This window comes from Nocardia vermiculata NBRC 100427 (assembly GCF_001613265.1).
Classification (GTDB): domain Bacteria; phylum Actinomycetota; class Actinomycetes; order Mycobacteriales; family Mycobacteriaceae; genus Nocardia; species Nocardia vermiculata.
The window spans coordinates 1-17,136 of record NZ_BDCA01000027.1 but is presented as its reverse complement, the minus strand read 5'-3'; the positions used below and the strand labels follow the sequence as shown (position 1 = coordinate 17,136).

Genomic DNA, 17,136 nt, shown 5'->3' with positions numbered 1-17,136 from the left:
CTTGTTATGACGGCATACGTGACGCCATACTGATGTCATGGATTTGAACAAGTACACCGACCGGCTGCGTGCGGACCTGGTCGCCGCCGCTGCCCTCGGGGACGAGCAGACACAGGCCACGGCCGCCGCACTGGCCGCCGCCACCGAGAATTCGGTGCGGTTGACGCTGCTCGCGGCACTGACGGATCTGGCCGGTGAGGTCAACGCAACCCTCGGTGATCGCACGGTGCACGTGTCACTGTCGGGCACCGATGCCGATGTGGAGGTCCGCCGCAGCCGCACCGAGGATCCGGCCGCCACCTTCGAGGAGATGACCGGCGATATCAGCCGGGTCACGCTGCGCATGGTCGAGAATCTGAAAGCGCGTGCCGAGGAAGCAGCCAATCAGAGCGGTCAATCACTGAACTCCTGGCTGTCCACCGCGGTGCAGGGCGCGCTGCGCGACCAGATGCGCAAACCGGGCCCCTACGAGAGCTGACCCGGCCCGGTGCGGGCATTCCAGATGGATGCACTGCCGACCTGCTACGTACCGGCCTGCGTCCGGCCGTGGTCGCGCCGGGCACCGAAACACTGCCGGGTCAGTCCATCACCGTGACCGCGCCGGCGGGATCGATCTCGGTGCGCCGATCCCCGTCGGTCGCCTGCGCGAGCACCGTGGCCAGTACCCGCCTGCCGGGGGGCAGGATGCGCACGGTCACCGATCCGTCGTTGGCCGCATCCAGTTCTCGGGTCGCGGCCTCGACGACGCGCTCGCGCAACCACTGCGGGGCGTCGGTGAAACCGCCGTCGTCGAGCAGCACGACTTCGACCCCGCGCGCCCGTGCACCCCGGGCCGCACCGCTGAGTTCCTCGGTGACCAGGTGGGGTGCGCGGAGTCCGTCGCGTAGTTCCGCCTCGAGCAGACGGCACTGTTCGCGCTCCGCGACGCTCAGCGCCGCGCCTTCGGCAATTCTTTCCAGGATCGGCCGGGCCACCCGATCCAGGCGCGCCAGCTGACGGACGCGTTCGGCGTTCTCGGCAACCATCGTCGCCTCGGCTGCCGCCTGCGCGGTCGACTCCTCCCGCAACAGCCGCAGCGAACGCTGGGTGGGCCGCATGATCAGCGCGAACACCGAGATCGCAATCACCGTCCCGATCGGTACGAATGCCGCCACCATGGCGCCCGGTGTGAGCCAGGCCCGCGCTCCGTCGACCGAGATCACCACCGCGACACCGGCCACCCCCGCCCATGCCGAGCCCATCCGGCCGCGCAACACCAGTACGGCCAGCAGATAGGAGATGGCGAACGTGGTCCACACCATGTGGTGGGCCCGCGGGAGACTCAGATTCGCGGTGGTCAGTGCGGTGGCCACGGGACCGGCCAGGGCCACGAATATCGTCACCGGGCAGGGCAGTGGGTCCCCGGGCACCACCAGCACCAGTGCCCCGGCCAGCACCATCACGATCAGCGCGCTCACCGCCGGCAGCGGCTCGGCGATATCGAGGTTGCGCACCATGTACAGGACGATGGTCAGCTCCAGCAGCACCAGGAACAGCCAGACGGTCCCGCCGCGCAGTCCCAGCAATTCCCGCAGACCGAAGTCGGCTTCGCGCTGCGCCCCGATACCCATCACTCTGCGCACGGCGTCCACGAGTCCGCCCGTCTCGCTACTCACACTCACGCGCCGCCACCGGACCCACCACGCGAACCACCGATGCGGTCACCGTGCGGCGCGCTGCAGTAATGCTGATGCGGCTCGGCGCCGTGCCCACCGTCCGGTCCGCCGCAGTTGTCGCCGTCGCCGCCCCAGACCAGCGTCACCGTCGTCCCCTCCCCCGGTAATGATTCGACGAATCCGGCGCCACCCGCCAGCTGCCGCATTCGCCCCAGAATGCTCACCGAGATCCCGAGACGGTCCGCGGACACCGCCGCCACATCGAACCCCGCACCGTCGTCCTGGAAGGTCACCCGGATACTTCCCGCACTGATCGTGCAGGTCACCGTGCGCGATATCCGCCGGCCCGGCACCGTCGCATGGCGCAGGCTGTTGCGGACCGCTTCGGCCAGCGCGGCGGCCACGGTCCGCGCCGCCGATACCGGCATGCGCAGGTCGTCGTAGCCGGGCCAGGTGCGGGTGGCGAAGCGGATTCCCGGGTTCACCTCGTGTACCGCGGTGCGCAGGAACCCGACCGCGGCACCGGCGTCGAGTACGTCGGGCTCCGGCGATTCCACCCGGATCTCATCGAGTTGTTCGAGAGTGCGTTCGGCCTGGCGGCGCAGCACGTTCGACGGCTCGCTCCCTCGTGAAGCGTCCAGCAGGGTCGACAGCACGGCATCGTGGATCAGCGCCGCGAAGCGGGCACTCTCGTTGTCCCGGGCGATCGCGGCGGCGGCCTCGGCGGCCTGGGCTCCGGCGGCCACCGATTCGCGATCCACCCGGGCCGCCGCCCACAGCGCGGCGACCACACACCACAGGAACAGCGCCGACAATCCCAGCGCCCGCGCGAAGGCGCTCGACACCGACGCCGCCGTGAACTCCTCCGCCAGATAGATATTGGTCAGCGCCACCGCCGCCGAACCGATCAACAGGTAGCCGGCCGAGGCGAGCAACGGCCATGCCATGGCCGCGGCGAGCACCCCCAGCGGCAACATCCGATACAGCCACACCGAGTTGGCGCCGATGCTGTGGGTGTCCAGCCAGATCAGCATGGTAGCCACTGCGGACAGGAAACTCACTGCGGCACAGCCGGATACGATACGGATCGTGCGCGGCCGCGCGTGGACCGACACCAGCGCGAGTACCGGAAACAAACCGAAAGCCAGCACGGTCGCGACCGGTGTCCACCAGATCGGAGTGAAGCGCGATTGCCCGGCGATCTCGGGAACGTCGGCCAGGCCCATGATGATCCCGCCGACGCCGACCGACACGCCGAGGCGCCGCAGGATGCGCTCCACGGCGGGCGCACCGGGCCGGGTGTCGACGCGGTCAGGGATCAGGACGCGAGCGGCCGCGACGGCACGGGCCAGAACTCCGGGCTCGTCGACCGTGATCACGGACGGTTGTTGCGCTCGGGTACCGGCAGCCACCCGTCCTCCACCGCCCGCTTGTACAGATCGGTTTTCGTCGGCGCGGGGCGCCCCGCATCGGCGTACTTCTGCCGGATCCGGCCCAGATAATCGTTGACGGTCTGCTCGGACAGCCCCGTCAGCCGCGCCACTCGCGAGGCCTTCTCACCGGACGCGTACAGCGTCAGCACTTCCTGCTGCCGCGGGCTCAGGCCCACATCGGGCAGCTGCGGGTCCCCGTCGATGGCTGCCGCCCAATCGGTGGTGACCACCTGTTCACCGCTCGCCGCGGCACGCACCGCAGCAACCACGGTCTGTACGTCTTCGGACTTGCGCAGTACACCCAGCACTCCGGCGCGGGCCGCCGAACGCACCATGAACGGGTTGTCGGCGCCCGTGAACACCAGCACCTCGAGCCCTCGATCGCGCAGTGCCCGCACGTTGTCCTCCGGGGTGGACCCGTCGGCCAGCCGCAGATCGAGAATCACCAGATCCAGCTCCGGTGCGGCCGCGAGCAATTCCGCCACCGTCCCGGCGGTGAGCACCAACTCCAAATCACTCTCGCCGGCCAGCATGCTGGCCAGTCCGAGCGCGACCGACTCGTGATCCTCGACCAGGCCGATCCGCCGCGGTGGCGTCATATGGCACTCACCCTTCCCGAAACCCGAACACCTCACCGCCTGCGCACCGGCGCGGACGGACAATTCTGACGTCGAGTATGACTGGCTCGACGAGTTAGGTGTGAGACACCAGAAATCGGGGCCGCGAACTCACTGCATCAGCTGCGCCGCCACCGTCGCTCCCAACTCCCAGCAACGTTCCCGCTGGTCCTTGTCCGGCGGCCCGGTCACGATCACCGGCGCAGCGGCCTGCTGCCAGCCCATTCCGGTGGTCACCGTGTCGATACTGCGCTCGGCCCCTTCCGTGCCCTGGTTGCCGTGGATGTAGTAGCCGAACGGGCGGCCTCCGGTGCTGTCGAGGCACGGATAGTAGAAGGTGTCGAACGCGTGTTTGAGCGCACCCGACATGTAGCCGAGGTTGGCCGGGGTGCCCAAGAGATAGCCGTCGGCGGCCAGCACATCGGTGGCGGTGACCTCCAACGCGGCGCGCCGCACCACCTCGACCCCTTCGATCTCGGGGTCGGTGGCGCCGGAGATCACCGCCTCCAGCATGTCCTGCAGGAATGGGGACGGCGTGTGGTGGATGATCAGCAACGTCGGCACACGTCGAGCCTAGGTGTGTTCACTGTCCGACGGCACGCAACTGCGGACCCGCCACGCTGTCGCAGCCGAGACCCGGCAGCAGGCGTAGCCCGCATCACACACGGCGCGGGAATGCTCCACCCCCGGTCACGGTTGAACCGACTGTCGGCGTCCGGACAGCCCCGGGCCCCACCCCATTTGTCGCTACGAGCGACCACACGCCGAGAGGCGCATGTTGGACGTCGACCTCAGCGTGAACGCCGCAAGGACCACCGCCTTGCGGCGTTCCCCTTTTCCAGGGACACGAGGACAGGGACGAACCGCCCGTAAATGACATGCCGGGACCGAGATGGCCCCGCTATCGTGGCGCCCGACGCGGTGACCGGAACGACTGGAAGAAGCATCCCGATGAGCTCCGACCTCGCTTTGTACGAGATACGGCTGGGGATTTTCGCCACCCCGGAGGCGATGCAGGAGGTACTCACTGCTGCCCGCCGGACGCTCGCGGACCGATACCCGAGCTCGACGGCTGAGTGCTTCGACGCCACCACAGACGCGGAGCCCGGCGCCGGGGACTCCGACCGGATGTCGGTCGCGGAACTCTACAGCGAGCTGCCGGAACAATGGAGTATCGAACATCCCGGCGAAAATCCCGGCACCCGAGAGGTTTTCGAGCTTCGCTCGGCGATCCTGGCGACCGAAGGTACCGCCGGGAGTGCAGTCACCGAACTCACCGCGTTACTGTGCCCGGATCCCGAACATGCAGGTCCGTGCGAGATCCCTTGGTCGTCTAGTACGAGTGCAGCGCAGGACACCGACAGTGCCCACCGTGACGACCTGGAGCGCCGCTACAGCTATCTGCGCGAAAGCACCGGCCTGTAGCCGCGCCGCCTCGCCCGGCGCGCTGTCGACCGGGCGAGTTCCACTGCGTCCGGCGCGATTCCGTCAGCCGTTCGACCAGATGCCCGCGGGCGCGGTCGGCAGGCCCACATCCTGCAGACCGAGAATCCCCGCGGGCGCAGCGGCGACATCGAGGACCGCGCTGACGGCCGGCATGGCGGTCATCGTGTCCCACTCGTGGTTGCCCCAGGTCTCGGGCGGGACGAAGCGAATACGGGTGTGGACCTCGGGCTCCCCCTCGATCACGACCTGGTAGTGGTCGTCGAGAAAATCCCAGTCTGCGTTCAGTTCCTTGGTGAGGTACCAGGCGACCTTGGACTGCACCACGGTCTTGCCGGCGACCTTGCCGTTCCAGCCGGCCCGGATGGCGGCGATGGTGTCCTTCTCCATACAGAACCAGCCGAGATCCACCCGTTTCGAGGCGGTCGCATGTTCGATGAAGAACTCCATGTCGTCGAGTTCGTACCGTAATGCGGCTGCCATGCGGCCGACAGCATCGCGGAAGGTGCTCAACCACAGTTTCGCGATGTCGATCACCTCTGGAGTCGCCTCGGGGAACGACATTCCCAGCGCCTTCCAGGTTTCCGCGGATTCGTAGACCGACACATCGGCCGACTCGGAGATCGACACCAACTGCACGTCGCGGCAGACGGCGGTCATCGCTGCGGTCATGGTGTTGATCCAGCCGGGGTTGATTCCGGTGATGTACAGCGAACTGTCACCCCGCTCACACGCCTGCCGCAGGCGCTGCTCGGTTTCGCCCGCAATGCCACCGACATTGAGGAACAGGTTGGTGCTGACGACGTCGAGACCGGATTCCAGCAGCCGCACCGCGTGATCGAGGTCGGCCATGAACGGGGTGTAGAGCACGGTGTCGGCGCCCAACGCGACGAGTTCATCGATATCGCCGGTGGCGAGCACTCCGGTTTCGGGTCGCCCGCACAGTGTCCCGGCATCCGCACCGGCCTTGTCCGCCGAGTAGGCGTAGACACCCGCGAGTTCGAGTCGCGGATCGTCCAAGATCCCCCGCAGGCTGAGTGTGCCGACCTTCCCGGTGGTCCACTGGATGACGCGTAGCTTGCCCATCGAATCTCTTCCCTCACCGCCGATACACTGGTTCGGAAATGATATTCTCAGGTTCGACATACGTATGCACCACAAATGGTAAGTAGAGTTTGCAACGAGAGGTGATCCGCCGCGATGTCGTTGCAGAGCTCAGCCCAGGTCGAGCCGGGGTGAGGCCGGAAAGGTGACCGGCATCGCCGTCATCGCGCGATGGAAAGGTCCAGGACGCCACGTGATCTCACCCGGATCCACCGACAGCCGGATCTCCGGGAGGGCATCGAAAAGCTGGTCGACCGCATCCTGGGCCACCAGGTAGGCCACCGACCGCGCCGGGCAGGCATGCGGGCCCGCACCCCAAGCCAGATGCGACCGGTTCCCGGTGCGATCACCACCGGCGATCACCGGATCGTTGTTGCACGCGGCCAGACTGATCACCACCGGTTGATGGGCGGGCAACCAGGCGTTCTCGATCAGAATCGGCTGGCGCGGATAGGTGATGGAGAAGTTGGCGAGCGGCGGGTCGGTGAACAGCACCTCGTCGAGTGCGTCGCGAGTGGACAGGCTGCCACCGAGGAAATCGCCACCGAAACGCTCATCGGTGATCATCAGCCGCAGCGTGTTGGCGATCAGGTTCTGCTGCGGTTCGATCCCGCCGCCGTAGAAGACGATCAAGTTGTAGAGCATCTCCTCGTCGGAGAGCTGGGCCGGATGGTATGCCAGCCGCGAGGTGACATCGTCGGCGGGAGTGGTGCGGCGCAACTGCACCTGCTCCATCAACGCCTGACTCAGATGTTCCATCCCCCACGCTGCGTTGACCGTGTCGAACAGCGCCGCCATCCCGGTCGCCACCCGCTGTCCCAGCTCCGCCGAACAGCCCACCATTCGGTTCAGCACCTCGAATGCGACCGGGAATGCATACTGCGACACCAGATCCGCCGATCCGGTCTCGCAGAACTCGTTGATCCGCGGGACGGCGATCTTCTCGACCGTGGCATGTAATTTGTGCAGATCGACGGCCTCGAAGGCGGTCGTGAACGCCTGCCGGTACCGTTCGTGCACGGCACCGGCACTGCGTAAGACATTCGGATACCACTGCATGATCGGGCGTACCGGACAGTCCTCGGGAACGGTTTCCTGCCAGGCCCGCGGGTCGGCCGGGAAATGCTCGGGATCGTTGAGGATCCGCAGCGCGGTGTGATAACCGACCACCAGCGTCGCGGGCACCCCCGGCGACAACTCGATGGGTACCAGAGAGCCGTAACGGCCGCGCATCTCCTGATAGGCACGGTGCGGATCGGCAACGAATTCCGGCGTGTCCAGCAGGATTCGAGGGCCGTCACTGTCGAACGGCGAACCGATGTTGGGCGCCGGACGTCCGGACATAGGGGCCTGACCTGTGAGCAGATCAGAACGTGACGTGGTCAAGGGGAGTGACTCCAGAAGGTGAACTGTCGAGCGCGGCGGATTTCGCAGGTGGTCGATGGCTACCAGCGTAACCTCATGTCGGCGCCGAGAAGGCGGGCTTCGGCAGACCTCCAGCTAGCCCCGCCCCAGCACGTGTCGCCGACCGGGTCCCGCGGCCGTGCTCGCGATCCGTTTCGTTGACAGATACCGTGTATCCATCAGTGCGCCACCGGAACATACGGGAACCCAGGACCCACACAGGCGCCACGACAGTCCCGACTTTCCAGACCTCGGATCACCCGTGCGCACCGGGGTCGATGTTTTCCGCTACTCGCCGCAGTAGATCGATCAGCTGCTCGTATTCCTGCGGTGCAATTCCACGCATGACGGCCCGACGTGCGGCATGGACTCGGTCCGCGGCGGATCGATGCAGTGTCAGACCTGCCGCGGTGAGCACATACCTCGCGGAGCGGTCCGACCCGAGCGCACCCCGCTCGCACAGTGCCGCTACGCAAGGCGCAGCGACCGGCTCTCCGTGGTCGCGGAACGGCTCGAGTGCACGTTCGATCGCCGACAGCTCGATCGGGCCCGACGCAACCGTGTTGAGCACCTGCCACGTTCGCCGGTTCAGACCGAATCCCCCCAACTGAGCGTCGAGGTTGCCTTCCAGGCCGTTGTGAATGCGCTTGACCCAGTAACCCAGTGGCTTCGGGACGGCATTGCCACCCGTCGAGTGCATCGACGGCTGCGACGTGATCATGAGTGAACCTCCATGTACTTGTCACTTCACATCTATTTGTACTTTAACAAGTGTTTGTAGAATGACAAGTATGAATGAGGAGGACGCGAGCTCGGTGGCAGCGATCGAACGGGCCATGGTGGCGATCCGGCGCAGCCAGACTCGCCGCACGCTGAACCGATTGGGCGCCAAGGGCGTCCGTACGTCGATCGACCCCACGACATTCGGCGTGCTGGATGCGGTGGAGGGCGCGACCGACGCAGCGACGGTCAGCGATATCGCCCGAGCGCTCGGTATCGACCAGCCCCGCGCCAGCCGCCTGACCGCCCGAGCCGTCGCCGACGGGCTGCTGCGGCGCGAAGCCGACCAGCACGACGCCCGCCGCGTGATCCTTCGCCTGACCCCGAACGCACGCACCGCACTGACCCACGCCCGTCAGGCGCGTCAGGCGGTCTTCGCCCGCACAACCGACGACTGGACAGCCACCGAAAGGCGCGAATTCGCCCGCCTGATCACAAAATTCGTCGACGACTTCGACCGTGTCGTCACCGAAACCGAGTGATCGACGAACGAGAGAAGCCCACTCGGCCACCCGCACACGAGACAGGGCGACTGCGCGGCAAATCCTGGTCGTCCTGCACACGACACCTCCCCTGGGCCGAAGTCGAACTCCGAAAGCACTGCACGACGAACTCGCCGACGATGCGTAAGCGGCCTTCGCGCAGCCCGCCGGTTACCGTCCGATGACCGGCGGCCGACCGGATCGCGAGCAGCAGGCGGGCAGGTGCACGTACTGGTCACCGAGGCTCTACCATCCAAGGGTGAGCTCACGTTCGTCCCGAATGCCGGATCCGCCGAAGCGGGCTACCGAGGGCATGCGAGCTCGCGACCTGGACCGGGTCCGCGCCCGCGCCCTGCTGGATGCCGCCTATGAGGAGGGCCAGCTCGCCGCGGCGGAATATCACGATCGCTCGGACCGTGCCGCGGCGGCGGCCACCATCGCGCAACTGCGGGGCCTGGTCTCGGACCTGCAAACGCCGGAAGGGGTCGAGCGCTGGTGCGAACCGCCGCGATCGGATCCGGCGGCGCGGCGGGCCGGCCGGTATCCCGACCGCATCCGGGCCCGTACCGAGGACCGGACCCGCACGCGCCGCGCCCTGGACACCGCTCGGGCCGAAGGACAGCTCACCGCGGACGAACACCGAACTCTCGTCGAACTGACCGATGAGGCGCAGACGTTGGGCGATCTGGCCGGCTTGACCGAAGACTTGCAGAAGCCGGTTGCTGCCCCGGTCGATCCACGCAGCCGGATGCGGCCTCGCACTGCGGGGCTCGCCGCGGCGGTGGCGGTGATCGCGGCGCTCGCCGCCGTGGGCGGATACCTGCTGACGCACACCTCCGCACCACCGCCCGCCCCGGCAGCGGCCCCCGTGGACCGAGCCGTGACAGCGAAGGTGATCGACACCCCCGATCTCACCACCCGCGCGGGATTCGACCATTTCCGTCGCCTCTACCAACAGAAGTTCGGCGACACCGTGCTCGACGAGCTGACCCTGTTTCCCGAATACGCCTCGTTCGATCGCACCACGCGAGCACAGCCGAATCGGGTGGTGGACTACGACTTTCGCGGCGGATTCCTGGCCTCCAGCGCGATGACCACCCGCGACGCGGACAAGCCGATCTTCGATCTGGCCACCGTCGACGCATCGGCGCTGGGGAATCTGATCGACCGCTCGGTCGCGCTGTCGAACGTGGAGGGCGGCACGATCAGTCATATCGGTATGGGCATCGACGGCATCACCGAGGTGCCGACGATCAACATCTACGTCGGCAACGAGTTCCAGGAGAGCGGGTACCTCGAGGCCACCCCCTCCGGTGAATTGATCGACACGCACCCCTTCGGTGATTAGGCGGCAGTTGATGGAGACTTCGCGAACTGCGAACAGCACACTGCGGGTTCGTGATCGGGACCGTGTAGATGCCTGCGCACTGCTCGACGCCGCCCGCGACGACGGCCAGTTGACCGGGCCGCAGCACTCCGAACGAACCCGCACAGCGATGCAGGCACGCACCTTCGCCGACCTGGACACCGTCGTCGACGATCTGCAGATACCCGCCAACCTCGTGGACACCCCCGTGGTCACCCCGGCTCGGCGCCGTCCGTCGCGGCGATGGCTGGTGGGCGGCGCGGCGATCGTGGCCGCGGCACTGATCGGCATGCTGTGCGGGTGGGCGAGCAGCGAGGGTGGGCCGATCACGGATTCGACCCCGCCGAATATGACGACGACCGAGGGCATCGAAGCGTTCCTCGCCGCCTACCGGGACCATTTCGGTGATCTCCTCGCCGACGAGGTGACACTCCATGCGGAACACGCCTCCATCGTCCGGCCCGCCGCGGGCGATCCGTCGAAGTCCGAAAGATATTCCTACCGAGGGGAATTCGAGGATCGATCGACCACGAACCGCGAACCGGACCTCGAGCTGATCGACCTCGGTACGATCGACATCGCCGAACTGAGCGCCCTGCTGGCCGGTGCACCTCAGACCGTCGGCGCCCCACAGGCGCACATCAGCTTCCTCGATATCGAACACACCACGCTGGGCTACAACAAGGATGCCTCGGTCTCCATCTACATGGAGGGCGCGCGCACCGGATATCTCACCGTCGGCCTGGACGGCGAACCGCTGTACGTGTCCAAAGCACAGAAGTGAGCACTGCGGCCGAGTCGCTGGAGCAATGACTCGACCGACATGGGTGAGAGCCGTCCGCCGTGATCGAACACCCCGCTACCCGCCCGAGCCGCTCGGCGGGACTCCGATCGCGGGCAGGGTGACGGTGCACTCGACCGGTACCGAATGTGCTGGATCGAGGGCGTTCAGCACCAAACGGGCGGCAACGGGGTCGGAGTTGATGGACAGGTGGTCGGAGTAGTCCTGAGGGCACAGGTCCTGAAGGATGTGATTGGTGGCTCCGGCTTCGTGAATCAGACCGCCCTCGTAGGGAAGGATTTCGTCGTATTCGGTGACGATCTGGGTGTAGGCGACGCCGGGCACGGTGATGCCGCCGTCGTTGAGCGCTCGCATGAATTGCGAGCTGGACTCGAACTCGAGCAGCACGGCGCCGGCCTCCGGACCGATGGCTTCACCGACATCGGTGAGCGGCGAAGGGGCGCTGCCGTGCACGCCGGGGGCGAGTCCGACCATTCGGGAAACCTTGTCCGCGCCGCCGCCGAGTTTGATGTACCAGTACGGCATGGTGGCGCCTTCGGAGTGCCCGACCAGGGCCACTTTCGGCGCGCCGGTCGCTTCGCGTACTCGGTCGACGAATGCATCGAGCGCCCTCGCGCCGACTTCCATCGAAGCCACGCCGCCGATGAGGCCGTTCGGGTCCCCACCGGGGCTTCCGTAGGTGAGCGCGAAGACGCAGTAGCCGTTGTTGGCCAGCAGCGGCCCGTAGGTTTGCCAGTTGTCGTTGCGGTTGGCGAGCAACCCGTGGACGAGTATCACCGGTTCGGGATGCGCGGCGCTCGGCCGGCAGGACCAGTCGTTCGTGCCGGGCGGACTCGCGGCGCCACCTTGGAGTGCGCCACCGATTGCGTCGATCAGGAAATTGTGGGGCACGGGATACGGTGCGGCGGGCGGAGGTTCAGCGGAGACGGTGGCAGCGGGACCGCCCTGCAGCAGCAGACTCAGCACGACAGCAATGCCCCAACAATAAGCGGAGAGGTGTGTCCGGTTCATCATGTAGGGGATTGTGACACCGATTTCGCGCCCGCCGACGACGTATCGCGAAGATGCAGACTCTCGATCGCACTGCCCCGCTACCCGAGCCGGGACGAACGTCCTTCAGTGGGCCGGAGTTTGTCCGAGTGACCTCAGATAGACAAGGGTCGCTTGCACGCGGCGGTCGCCTTCGTGGACAGGGAGTTTCGCGAAGATGGCACCGATGTGTTTGCGCACGGCAGCTTCCGACACGGTCAGGATTTCCGCGATTCCGGAATTCGTGCGGCCCTCCGCCACCAGTGCCAGCACTTCCCGCTCGCGTGGGGTGAGCTCGGCCAAGGGTGTGCGGTGGCGGCCGGATTTGACCAACGCCCGGACGACCTCGGGGTCGACGATCGTCTCACCGGATGCGATTCGCACGAGCGTATCGAGAAACTGCCGCACGTGCCCCACCCGTTCCTTCAATAGGTATCCGACACCGGCGGCGGAGTCCTCGCCCAGGAGGTCGTCCAGGTAGGCGACCGAAACATACTGTGACAGCACGACTATCGGCAACCGCGGGTCTCGGCGACGTAAGTCGGCGGCGGCGCGGAGCCCGTCGTCCGTGCCGTTCGGCGGCATCCGCACATCGGTGATCACCAGATCGGGTGTGTGGGCCGCGCAGGCGTGCAGCAGTCCCGGTGCATCGCCGACCGCCGCACTCACCTCGTGGCCGGCCGAGGTGAGCACGGCTTCCAGCCCCGCTCGTAGCAGCGGGCTGTCCTCGGCCAGCACGATCCGCAGCGGGTCGGACATACCTGTCACACTGCGCACTCCATTCGGATGGTCGTCGGGCCACCGGGCGGGCTGCTCACCGTGAGCACTCCATCCAGGGCCGCCAGACGGCGTTGCAGCCGGTCCAGGCCGTGGCCGTCCACGATGTGCGCACCGCCGGGACCGTTGTCGGTAATGGTCATTATCCATCGCATGCCGGTGCGGATGCCGTGCACCTCGACGCGGTCCGCCTCGGTGTGTCGAGCGACGTTGGTGAGAGATTCGGCGACAAGGACATAGGACATGTGCTCGACTGCCGGTGACAGGCGGCCACCGGAATCGAGTTCGACGTCTATATCCAGTGGCAGGTCCGCCGCGAGATCGGTCAGCGCCGGGCCGAGCCCGCGTTCGGACAGCACCCGAGGTGAGAACCCGCGAAGCACGGCCCGCAGTTCGCTCAAGGTTTCGTCGACCTGTCGGTGGGCTTCGGCGGCGACCCGGCCCGCGGGCCCGTTCTCATCCTGGGATTCGGTCAATCCCAAGGTCATCGACAGTGCGACCAGCCGGTGCTGTACCCGGTCGTGCAGTTCGGATTCGAGGACCTCCCGCTCGAATCCCTCCGCCTCCAACAGCGCGGAGCGGGAATTCTCGATCCGGGCGGCTTCATGGCGCCAACGCTCGGACCGCGGGGTCAGCAGTGTGCGCGCCACCAGTGCCTCGAGGGCAGCCCAGGCGCCGGCGAGAACGAGTAACAGCACGGCGGACAGGACCCCCGCACCCGCGGTCACCCAGGCTTGGGTCGATTCCTCGACCACCCACGGCCCGAGATCGAAGTGATCGTCGCGCACGACGAACGGCGCGGCGAGCAGCATCGCGGTAATGACGAGCCCGAGGACCGCCAGGCCGCAGACGACACCGCCGAATACGGTGGTGACGGCGAGGAAGAGGACGTGCCGGGCGGTAGGCAACCGGCGTGCGAGGCTCGACTCCCGAATCCGGTCCTCGGCGCACGAGGCCACAGCAGGATCGATGAGCCGCAGCCGGACACACTGCAGCCGGAGCATCGGCTCCCACAACGCGGCCCGGAGATCGCGGGTCAGTCCGAGCAGGAGCACCGGAACCGCACCGATTACCGTCAGCACGCCGAGGACACCCGCCCAGAGCAGGGAGAACAGTGCACGCCACGGCCACCACGAGAAGAGGAAACGCGGGCCGGTCCGCAACGCCGATCCCATCGCGTTCATCGCGACGTCCCGGTCGCCGTCACCGTTCTCCGGTCGTTGCGCCCGAGTCTCGCTGCCACGACGATCCACACGACCACGGGCAAATACGCTGCACACATCAGCAGGGTAGTCGTGGCGCCGGAGGGTTCAGCGGAATCGGCGAACGCTTCCAGCCCCACTGCCACCACCAGATTGCTCCCACCGTGCAGAATTGCGGGCGGCCACACCGACCGGCTGCGCCCCCACAACCAGCCGATCAGGAACTCCAGCTCGATCGACAACGGCAGCCACAACAGCATCGCGACGAACGCATCTGCTGCCGTACCACCGGAACCCAGATACCCCACCCACGGCAACGGCCAGTGCCACATTCCCCAGATCACGCCCGTCGCGAACGTGGTGGCCACGGGGCGCCCCGGCAGCAGACGGTCACGCAGATACGTGGTCCAACCGAACTCCTCACCGAAGAAGATCGGAGCCGCCACCACCGGGATCAGCGGGGCGAGCACCAGGAGCACCACGGTGTCGTAACCGAAGTCGTCCCGCACCGGGTGCCAAATCCCGAGCAGCACAGCAAGAGCGAGAGCAGCGGCGAGGATGCCGAGCGGCAATAGGGCAGCGATCAGATACGACCGCCACTGCGTGCGCAGGTGCAGTCGCAGGCCGGAATCGGCGAATCCCTCACGAGTGACCCACCGGCGCACAACGATCGCAGCGAGCGCGGGCGTGAAAGCGCCGGTGAGCAATTGGACGATGGGGTTGTCGAGGGAATACCCGGCCGCCCCGGCAATCCCCCACGGAATCCAGGCGCCCGCGAAAGCCAGCACCAGGAACCAGAGGATGCCCTTCCGCCGCATCACCCTGCTGCGCCGGAACAACTCCCGACCGGTCAAAGTAGTGGTCATCCCTGAATTACAGAGGTTTCTGCACCGAAAGTCGGTAGTGCACCCACCCGTTGGATGGTCGCGTGCACGCTACCCCGGAGATCGCAGCACAGCAGCGCCTGACCAACTCCGACATTCCCTTCCAAACCGTAGAGATGGTAAGCACGGCGATCGAAGGTTTCATTCACGATGCGACCGTGACCTGTCGGCACAGTCGACGGGGGCGAACCTCCGAATACCCGACCCCATCGGCGCCGCATTCCCAATCATGCTGGGTGCAAGGGCAATGCGTTCATGCAATTTGCTCGAGTAGGTTCCCGGTAGGTCCGGGCGCTCTCGGTACGTGGGACTCCGTGGCGCCGGTCTCGATATCTGTGCCACCCTCGTCGAGAATCGGCCGTTCACGCTCATTCTCTGCGTGGTCACGGCGGCGTTTCGGGATCCCGGCTGGAGGTGGCACATGCATGAACTGCTCACGCAGTTGTCGGGTCTCGATGCCGGTGCGGAGGCTGCGGTGCGAGTCATCTCCTCCTACGACACCCTGATCGACAGACGCGTCCCTTTCGGGGCTCTGACCCGGGCCACCGCAGCACTGGCACAGTGCGCGGCCGGCATCAGCCGCCCACACCATCCGGTCGTTCGATTCGGACCGGACGGGAAACAGCTCGACGGCGTGCACCCGGACGTTTCACGGGCATTGCGTTGGGGCGAAGGGCTGTCTGTCTGGCTGGAACGATCAGGTCCCCCACGGGACCTCGACGACCTCATTCTCGAGCGATTCGCCATGGCCGCGCGCATTCTGATGCCGACTCCGCCGCCGGCGGCGCAGGACCTGGCCGACCCTGCCTTGATCGAGATTCTCCTCTCCGGTTCGCACTGCGCCGAAGATCGTGCGCGGGCGGCGCAGCTTCTAGGACTCGACCCGTCGCGATTGATCAGAGTTGTTGCCGTAGCCACCACCGATGCGCGAGACGTGGCGACAGCCGCTGTCGAGTTGGTTGCCACGTCTCGTCCTGCGACAACGCGGGTGGCCGCGATAGGTTCGATCGCGGCAGTCGTCCTCCCACCGACGCAGAGCCGACCTGCCACCGGTCCCGGTTCGCGAATGGATCCGAATATCGTTGCCGGGGTCGGCGGTTCGGCATTGCCACACCGAGCACGGCAGTCGTGGCTCCAGGCACAGGTGGCGTTGCGATTCGCCGTGGCCGACACGGCTCACGCGATAGTCGACCACGACGACCTCGGCGCCCTGGCACTGCTTGCCGATATTCCTTCCGACCGACTGGTCGCCAACCCTGATGTGCAGGCCCTCGCGACGCACGCCGCAACCGACAGCGGTCGTATGGACCTCGCGGCGGTGGCCGCCCTGTGCCGAACCGGGTCGCTGCGCCGAGCCGCTGTCGCCTTGCACATGCATCACAGCACAGTTGCCGCCCGCGTCGCGAGAACCGAGCAGAAAGTGGGCCTGGACCTCGGATCGTCCGAGGGTGTGCTCCGCACATCCATTACGCTGCACGCGCTTCGTCTTCTCGACTGCCCCACCGTGTACGACCGTGATGAGCCTGCACAACCACCCCGCGTCTCCGATACCGCCGACAATCCCGACAGTCGGCGGTCGCGCCACTACGACTCGTTCGTCGAGGATGGTGCCGAGCCCCACCGATGAAGGAGTGCACGTGAGTGTGAGCACCGACCGGACACTGTCGATCCGACCACCGTACGACCCGGAGTTGGCCGTCGCACTGACCAACCTTCCGGACATGTTCGGATCCGAGACCGGACCGATGAGCATCGATCAGATGCGCGCCATGGTGGCTGCCGGGCGCCCGGCCATGAGCGATCTCATGCTCGACGGAGCGGTACAGGTCCGCGAGGAACGGATTCCAGGCGCCGCCGGCTCGCCAGACATCACCGTTCTGGTGATGGCTCCTGCGCGGTTCGCCGGGCCGCGACCGGCGATCTACCACATCCACGGCGGCGCCATGGTCGCCGGTGATCGGTATATGAGCGCTGCGATGCTCGCCGAATGGGTCGCCGCGCTGGACGTGGTCGTCGTATCGGTGGAGTATCGGCTTGCGCCGGAACACCCTCATCCCGCCCCGATCGACGATTGCTATACGGGGTTGGAATGGCTGGCACAGAATGCGGAGCGCCTCGACGTCGACCCGAACCGCTTGATCGTTTTCGGCTCCAGCGC

At 66.7% G+C, this 17,136-nt stretch carries 18 protein-coding genes; 7 read left to right on the top strand and 11 right to left on the bottom strand.

Annotated features, from left to right (window positions below; translation table 11 throughout):
* Positions 1-37 precede the first annotated feature (37 nt).
* On the top strand, positions 38-478 hold the full coding sequence (locus tag NV2_RS23700; RefSeq protein WP_067878602.1) for a hypothetical protein: 441 nt from the start codon (positions 38-40) through the stop codon (positions 476-478).
* A gap of 100 nt (positions 479-578) precedes the next feature.
* Here NV2_RS23700 and NV2_RS23695 read toward each other — a convergent pair whose 3' ends face one another.
* From NV2_RS23695 to NV2_RS23680, 4 genes are all read right to left on the bottom strand, one after another.
* Positions 579-1,661: a DUF8320 family protein gene (locus tag NV2_RS23695; protein ID WP_245662752.1), complete on the bottom strand. Its 1,083-nt coding sequence runs from the start codon at positions 1,659-1,661 to the stop codon at positions 579-581.
* Positions 1,658-3,067, bottom strand: a complete 1,410-nt coding sequence (locus NV2_RS23690) for a sensor histidine kinase (protein ID WP_067878600.1) — start codon at positions 3,065-3,067, stop codon at positions 1,658-1,660. The genes NV2_RS23695 and NV2_RS23690 overlap by 4 nt, the downstream gene beginning before the upstream one ends.
* The gene (locus NV2_RS23685; protein WP_067878597.1) at positions 3,031-3,687 is read right to left on the bottom strand and encodes a response regulator transcription factor; all 657 of its coding nucleotides are present in this window, start codon (positions 3,685-3,687) and stop codon (positions 3,031-3,033) included. The genes NV2_RS23690 and NV2_RS23685 overlap by 37 nt, the downstream gene beginning before the upstream one ends.
* 129 nt (positions 3,688-3,816) lie before the next feature.
* Positions 3,817-4,218, bottom strand: coding sequence for a flavodoxin family protein (locus tag NV2_RS23680; RefSeq protein WP_245662754.1), 402 nt, complete (start codon positions 4,216-4,218; stop codon positions 3,817-3,819).
* A gap of 438 nt (positions 4,219-4,656) precedes the next feature.
* Between NV2_RS23680 and NV2_RS23675 the strand changes: the two genes are divergently transcribed.
* Complete coding sequence (locus tag NV2_RS23675; protein ID WP_067878591.1) at positions 4,657-5,130, top strand: hypothetical protein; 474 nt, start codon at positions 4,657-4,659, stop codon at positions 5,128-5,130.
* Positions 5,131-5,193: 63 nt separating this feature from the next.
* On the opposite strand, the gene NV2_RS23670 is transcribed toward NV2_RS23675, so the two are convergent.
* From NV2_RS23670 to NV2_RS23660, 3 genes are all read right to left on the bottom strand, one after another.
* Positions 5,194-6,234, bottom strand: a complete 1,041-nt coding sequence (locus tag NV2_RS23670; protein ID WP_067878588.1) for an NAD(P)H-dependent amine dehydrogenase family protein — start codon at positions 6,232-6,234, stop codon at positions 5,194-5,196.
* 129 nt (positions 6,235-6,363) lie between these two features.
* On the bottom strand, positions 6,364-7,596 hold the full coding sequence (locus NV2_RS23665) for a cytochrome P450 family protein (RefSeq protein ID WP_067878585.1): 1,233 nt from the start codon (positions 7,594-7,596) through the stop codon (positions 6,364-6,366).
* 316 nt (positions 7,597-7,912) lie between these two features.
* Positions 7,913-8,377 carry a MarR family winged helix-turn-helix transcriptional regulator gene (locus NV2_RS23660; protein ID WP_067878583.1) on the bottom strand — a complete coding sequence of 155 codons (465 nt, stop codon included), beginning with the start codon at positions 8,375-8,377 and terminating at the stop codon, positions 7,913-7,915.
* Positions 8,378-8,447: 70 nt separating this feature from the next.
* Between NV2_RS23660 and NV2_RS23655 the strand changes: the two genes are divergently transcribed.
* The 3 genes from NV2_RS23655 (at position 8,448) to NV2_RS23645 (ending at position 11,068) form a co-directional block, all read left to right on the top strand.
* Entirely contained in the window at positions 8,448-8,918 is a 471-nt protein-coding gene (locus tag NV2_RS23655; RefSeq protein ID WP_067878580.1) for a MarR family winged helix-turn-helix transcriptional regulator, read from the top strand.
* Positions 8,919-9,177: 259 nt separating this feature from the next.
* The gene (locus NV2_RS23650; protein WP_157103045.1) at positions 9,178-10,266 is read left to right on the top strand and encodes a DUF1707 SHOCT-like domain-containing protein; all 1,089 of its coding nucleotides are present in this window, start codon (positions 9,178-9,180) and stop codon (positions 10,264-10,266) included.
* A gap of 10 nt (positions 10,267-10,276) precedes the next feature.
* Positions 10,277-11,068 carry a DUF1707 SHOCT-like domain-containing protein gene (locus NV2_RS23645; protein ID WP_067878575.1) on the top strand — a complete coding sequence of 264 codons (792 nt, stop codon included), beginning with the start codon at positions 10,277-10,279 and terminating at the stop codon, positions 11,066-11,068.
* Between the two features lie 75 nt (positions 11,069-11,143).
* Here NV2_RS23645 and NV2_RS23640 read toward each other — a convergent pair whose 3' ends face one another.
* The 4 genes from NV2_RS23640 to NV2_RS23625 form a co-directional block, all read right to left on the bottom strand.
* The gene (locus tag NV2_RS23640) at positions 11,144-12,100 is read right to left on the bottom strand and encodes an esterase/lipase family protein (RefSeq protein ID WP_084475336.1); all 957 of its coding nucleotides are present in this window, start codon (positions 12,098-12,100) and stop codon (positions 11,144-11,146) included.
* A 102-nt stretch (positions 12,101-12,202) separates the two neighbouring features.
* Positions 12,203-12,874, bottom strand: a complete 672-nt coding sequence (locus NV2_RS23635) for a response regulator (RefSeq protein ID WP_067878568.1) — start codon at positions 12,872-12,874, stop codon at positions 12,203-12,205.
* A 5-nt stretch (positions 12,875-12,879) separates the two neighbouring features.
* Entirely contained in the window at positions 12,880-14,076 is a 1,197-nt protein-coding gene (locus NV2_RS23630) for a sensor histidine kinase (RefSeq protein WP_067878565.1), read from the bottom strand.
* Positions 14,073-14,960 (bottom strand): CPBP family intramembrane glutamic endopeptidase, encoded by an 888-nt coding sequence (locus NV2_RS23625; protein ID WP_067878563.1) that lies wholly within the window; start codon positions 14,958-14,960, stop codon positions 14,073-14,075. The genes NV2_RS23630 and NV2_RS23625 overlap by 4 nt, the downstream gene beginning before the upstream one ends.
* 439 nt (positions 14,961-15,399) lie before the next feature.
* Here NV2_RS23625 and NV2_RS23620 point away from each other — a divergent pair, with 439 nt between their 5' ends.
* Positions 15,400-16,605, top strand: coding sequence for a PucR family transcriptional regulator (locus NV2_RS23620; RefSeq protein ID WP_084475342.1), 1,206 nt, complete (start codon positions 15,400-15,402; stop codon positions 16,603-16,605).
* A 10-nt stretch (positions 16,606-16,615) separates the two neighbouring features.
* A partial coding sequence (locus NV2_RS23615; RefSeq protein WP_218019018.1) for an alpha/beta hydrolase occupies positions 16,616-17,136 on the top strand: 521 nt, incomplete at its 3' end.

Excerpts from the sequence above, each read along its gene's own strand:
- NV2_RS23635 (WP_067878568.1), bottom strand. The coding sequence starts at position 12,874 with ATGTCCGACCCGCTGCGGATCGTGCTGGCCGAGGACAGCCCGCTGCTA.
- NV2_RS23665 (WP_067878585.1), bottom strand. The coding sequence starts at position 7,596 with ATGTCCGGACGTCCGGCGCCCAACATCGGTTCGCCGTTCGACAGTGAC.
- NV2_RS23640 (WP_084475336.1), bottom strand. The coding sequence starts at position 12,100 with ATGATGAACCGGACACACCTCTCCGCTTATTGTTGGGGCATTGCTGTC.
- NV2_RS23655 (WP_067878580.1), top strand. The coding sequence starts at position 8,448 with ATGAATGAGGAGGACGCGAGCTCGGTGGCAGCGATCGAACGGGCCATG.
- NV2_RS23645 (WP_067878575.1), top strand. The coding sequence starts at position 10,277 with ATGGAGACTTCGCGAACTGCGAACAGCACACTGCGGGTTCGTGATCGG.
- NV2_RS23630 (WP_067878565.1), bottom strand. The coding sequence starts at position 14,076 with ATGAACGCGATGGGATCGGCGTTGCGGACCGGCCCGCGTTTCCTCTTC.
- NV2_RS23685 (WP_067878597.1), bottom strand. The coding sequence starts at position 3,687 with ATGACGCCACCGCGGCGGATCGGCCTGGTCGAGGATCACGAGTCGGTC.
- NV2_RS23625 (WP_067878563.1), bottom strand. The coding sequence starts at position 14,960 with ATGACCACTACTTTGACCGGTCGGGAGTTGTTCCGGCGCAGCAGGGTG.
- NV2_RS23680 (WP_245662754.1), bottom strand. The coding sequence starts at position 4,218 with ATGCTGGAGGCGGTGATCTCCGGCGCCACCGACCCCGAGATCGAAGGG.
- NV2_RS23675 (WP_067878591.1), top strand. The coding sequence starts at position 4,657 with ATGAGCTCCGACCTCGCTTTGTACGAGATACGGCTGGGGATTTTCGCC.
- NV2_RS23620 (WP_084475342.1), top strand. The coding sequence starts at position 15,400 with ATGCATGAACTGCTCACGCAGTTGTCGGGTCTCGATGCCGGTGCGGAG.
- NV2_RS23660 (WP_067878583.1), bottom strand. The coding sequence starts at position 8,377 with ATGATCACGTCGCAGCCGTCGATGCACTCGACGGGTGGCAATGCCGTC.
- NV2_RS23670 (WP_067878588.1), bottom strand. The coding sequence starts at position 6,234 with ATGGGCAAGCTACGCGTCATCCAGTGGACCACCGGGAAGGTCGGCACA.
- NV2_RS23700 (WP_067878602.1), top strand. The coding sequence starts at position 38 with ATGGATTTGAACAAGTACACCGACCGGCTGCGTGCGGACCTGGTCGCC.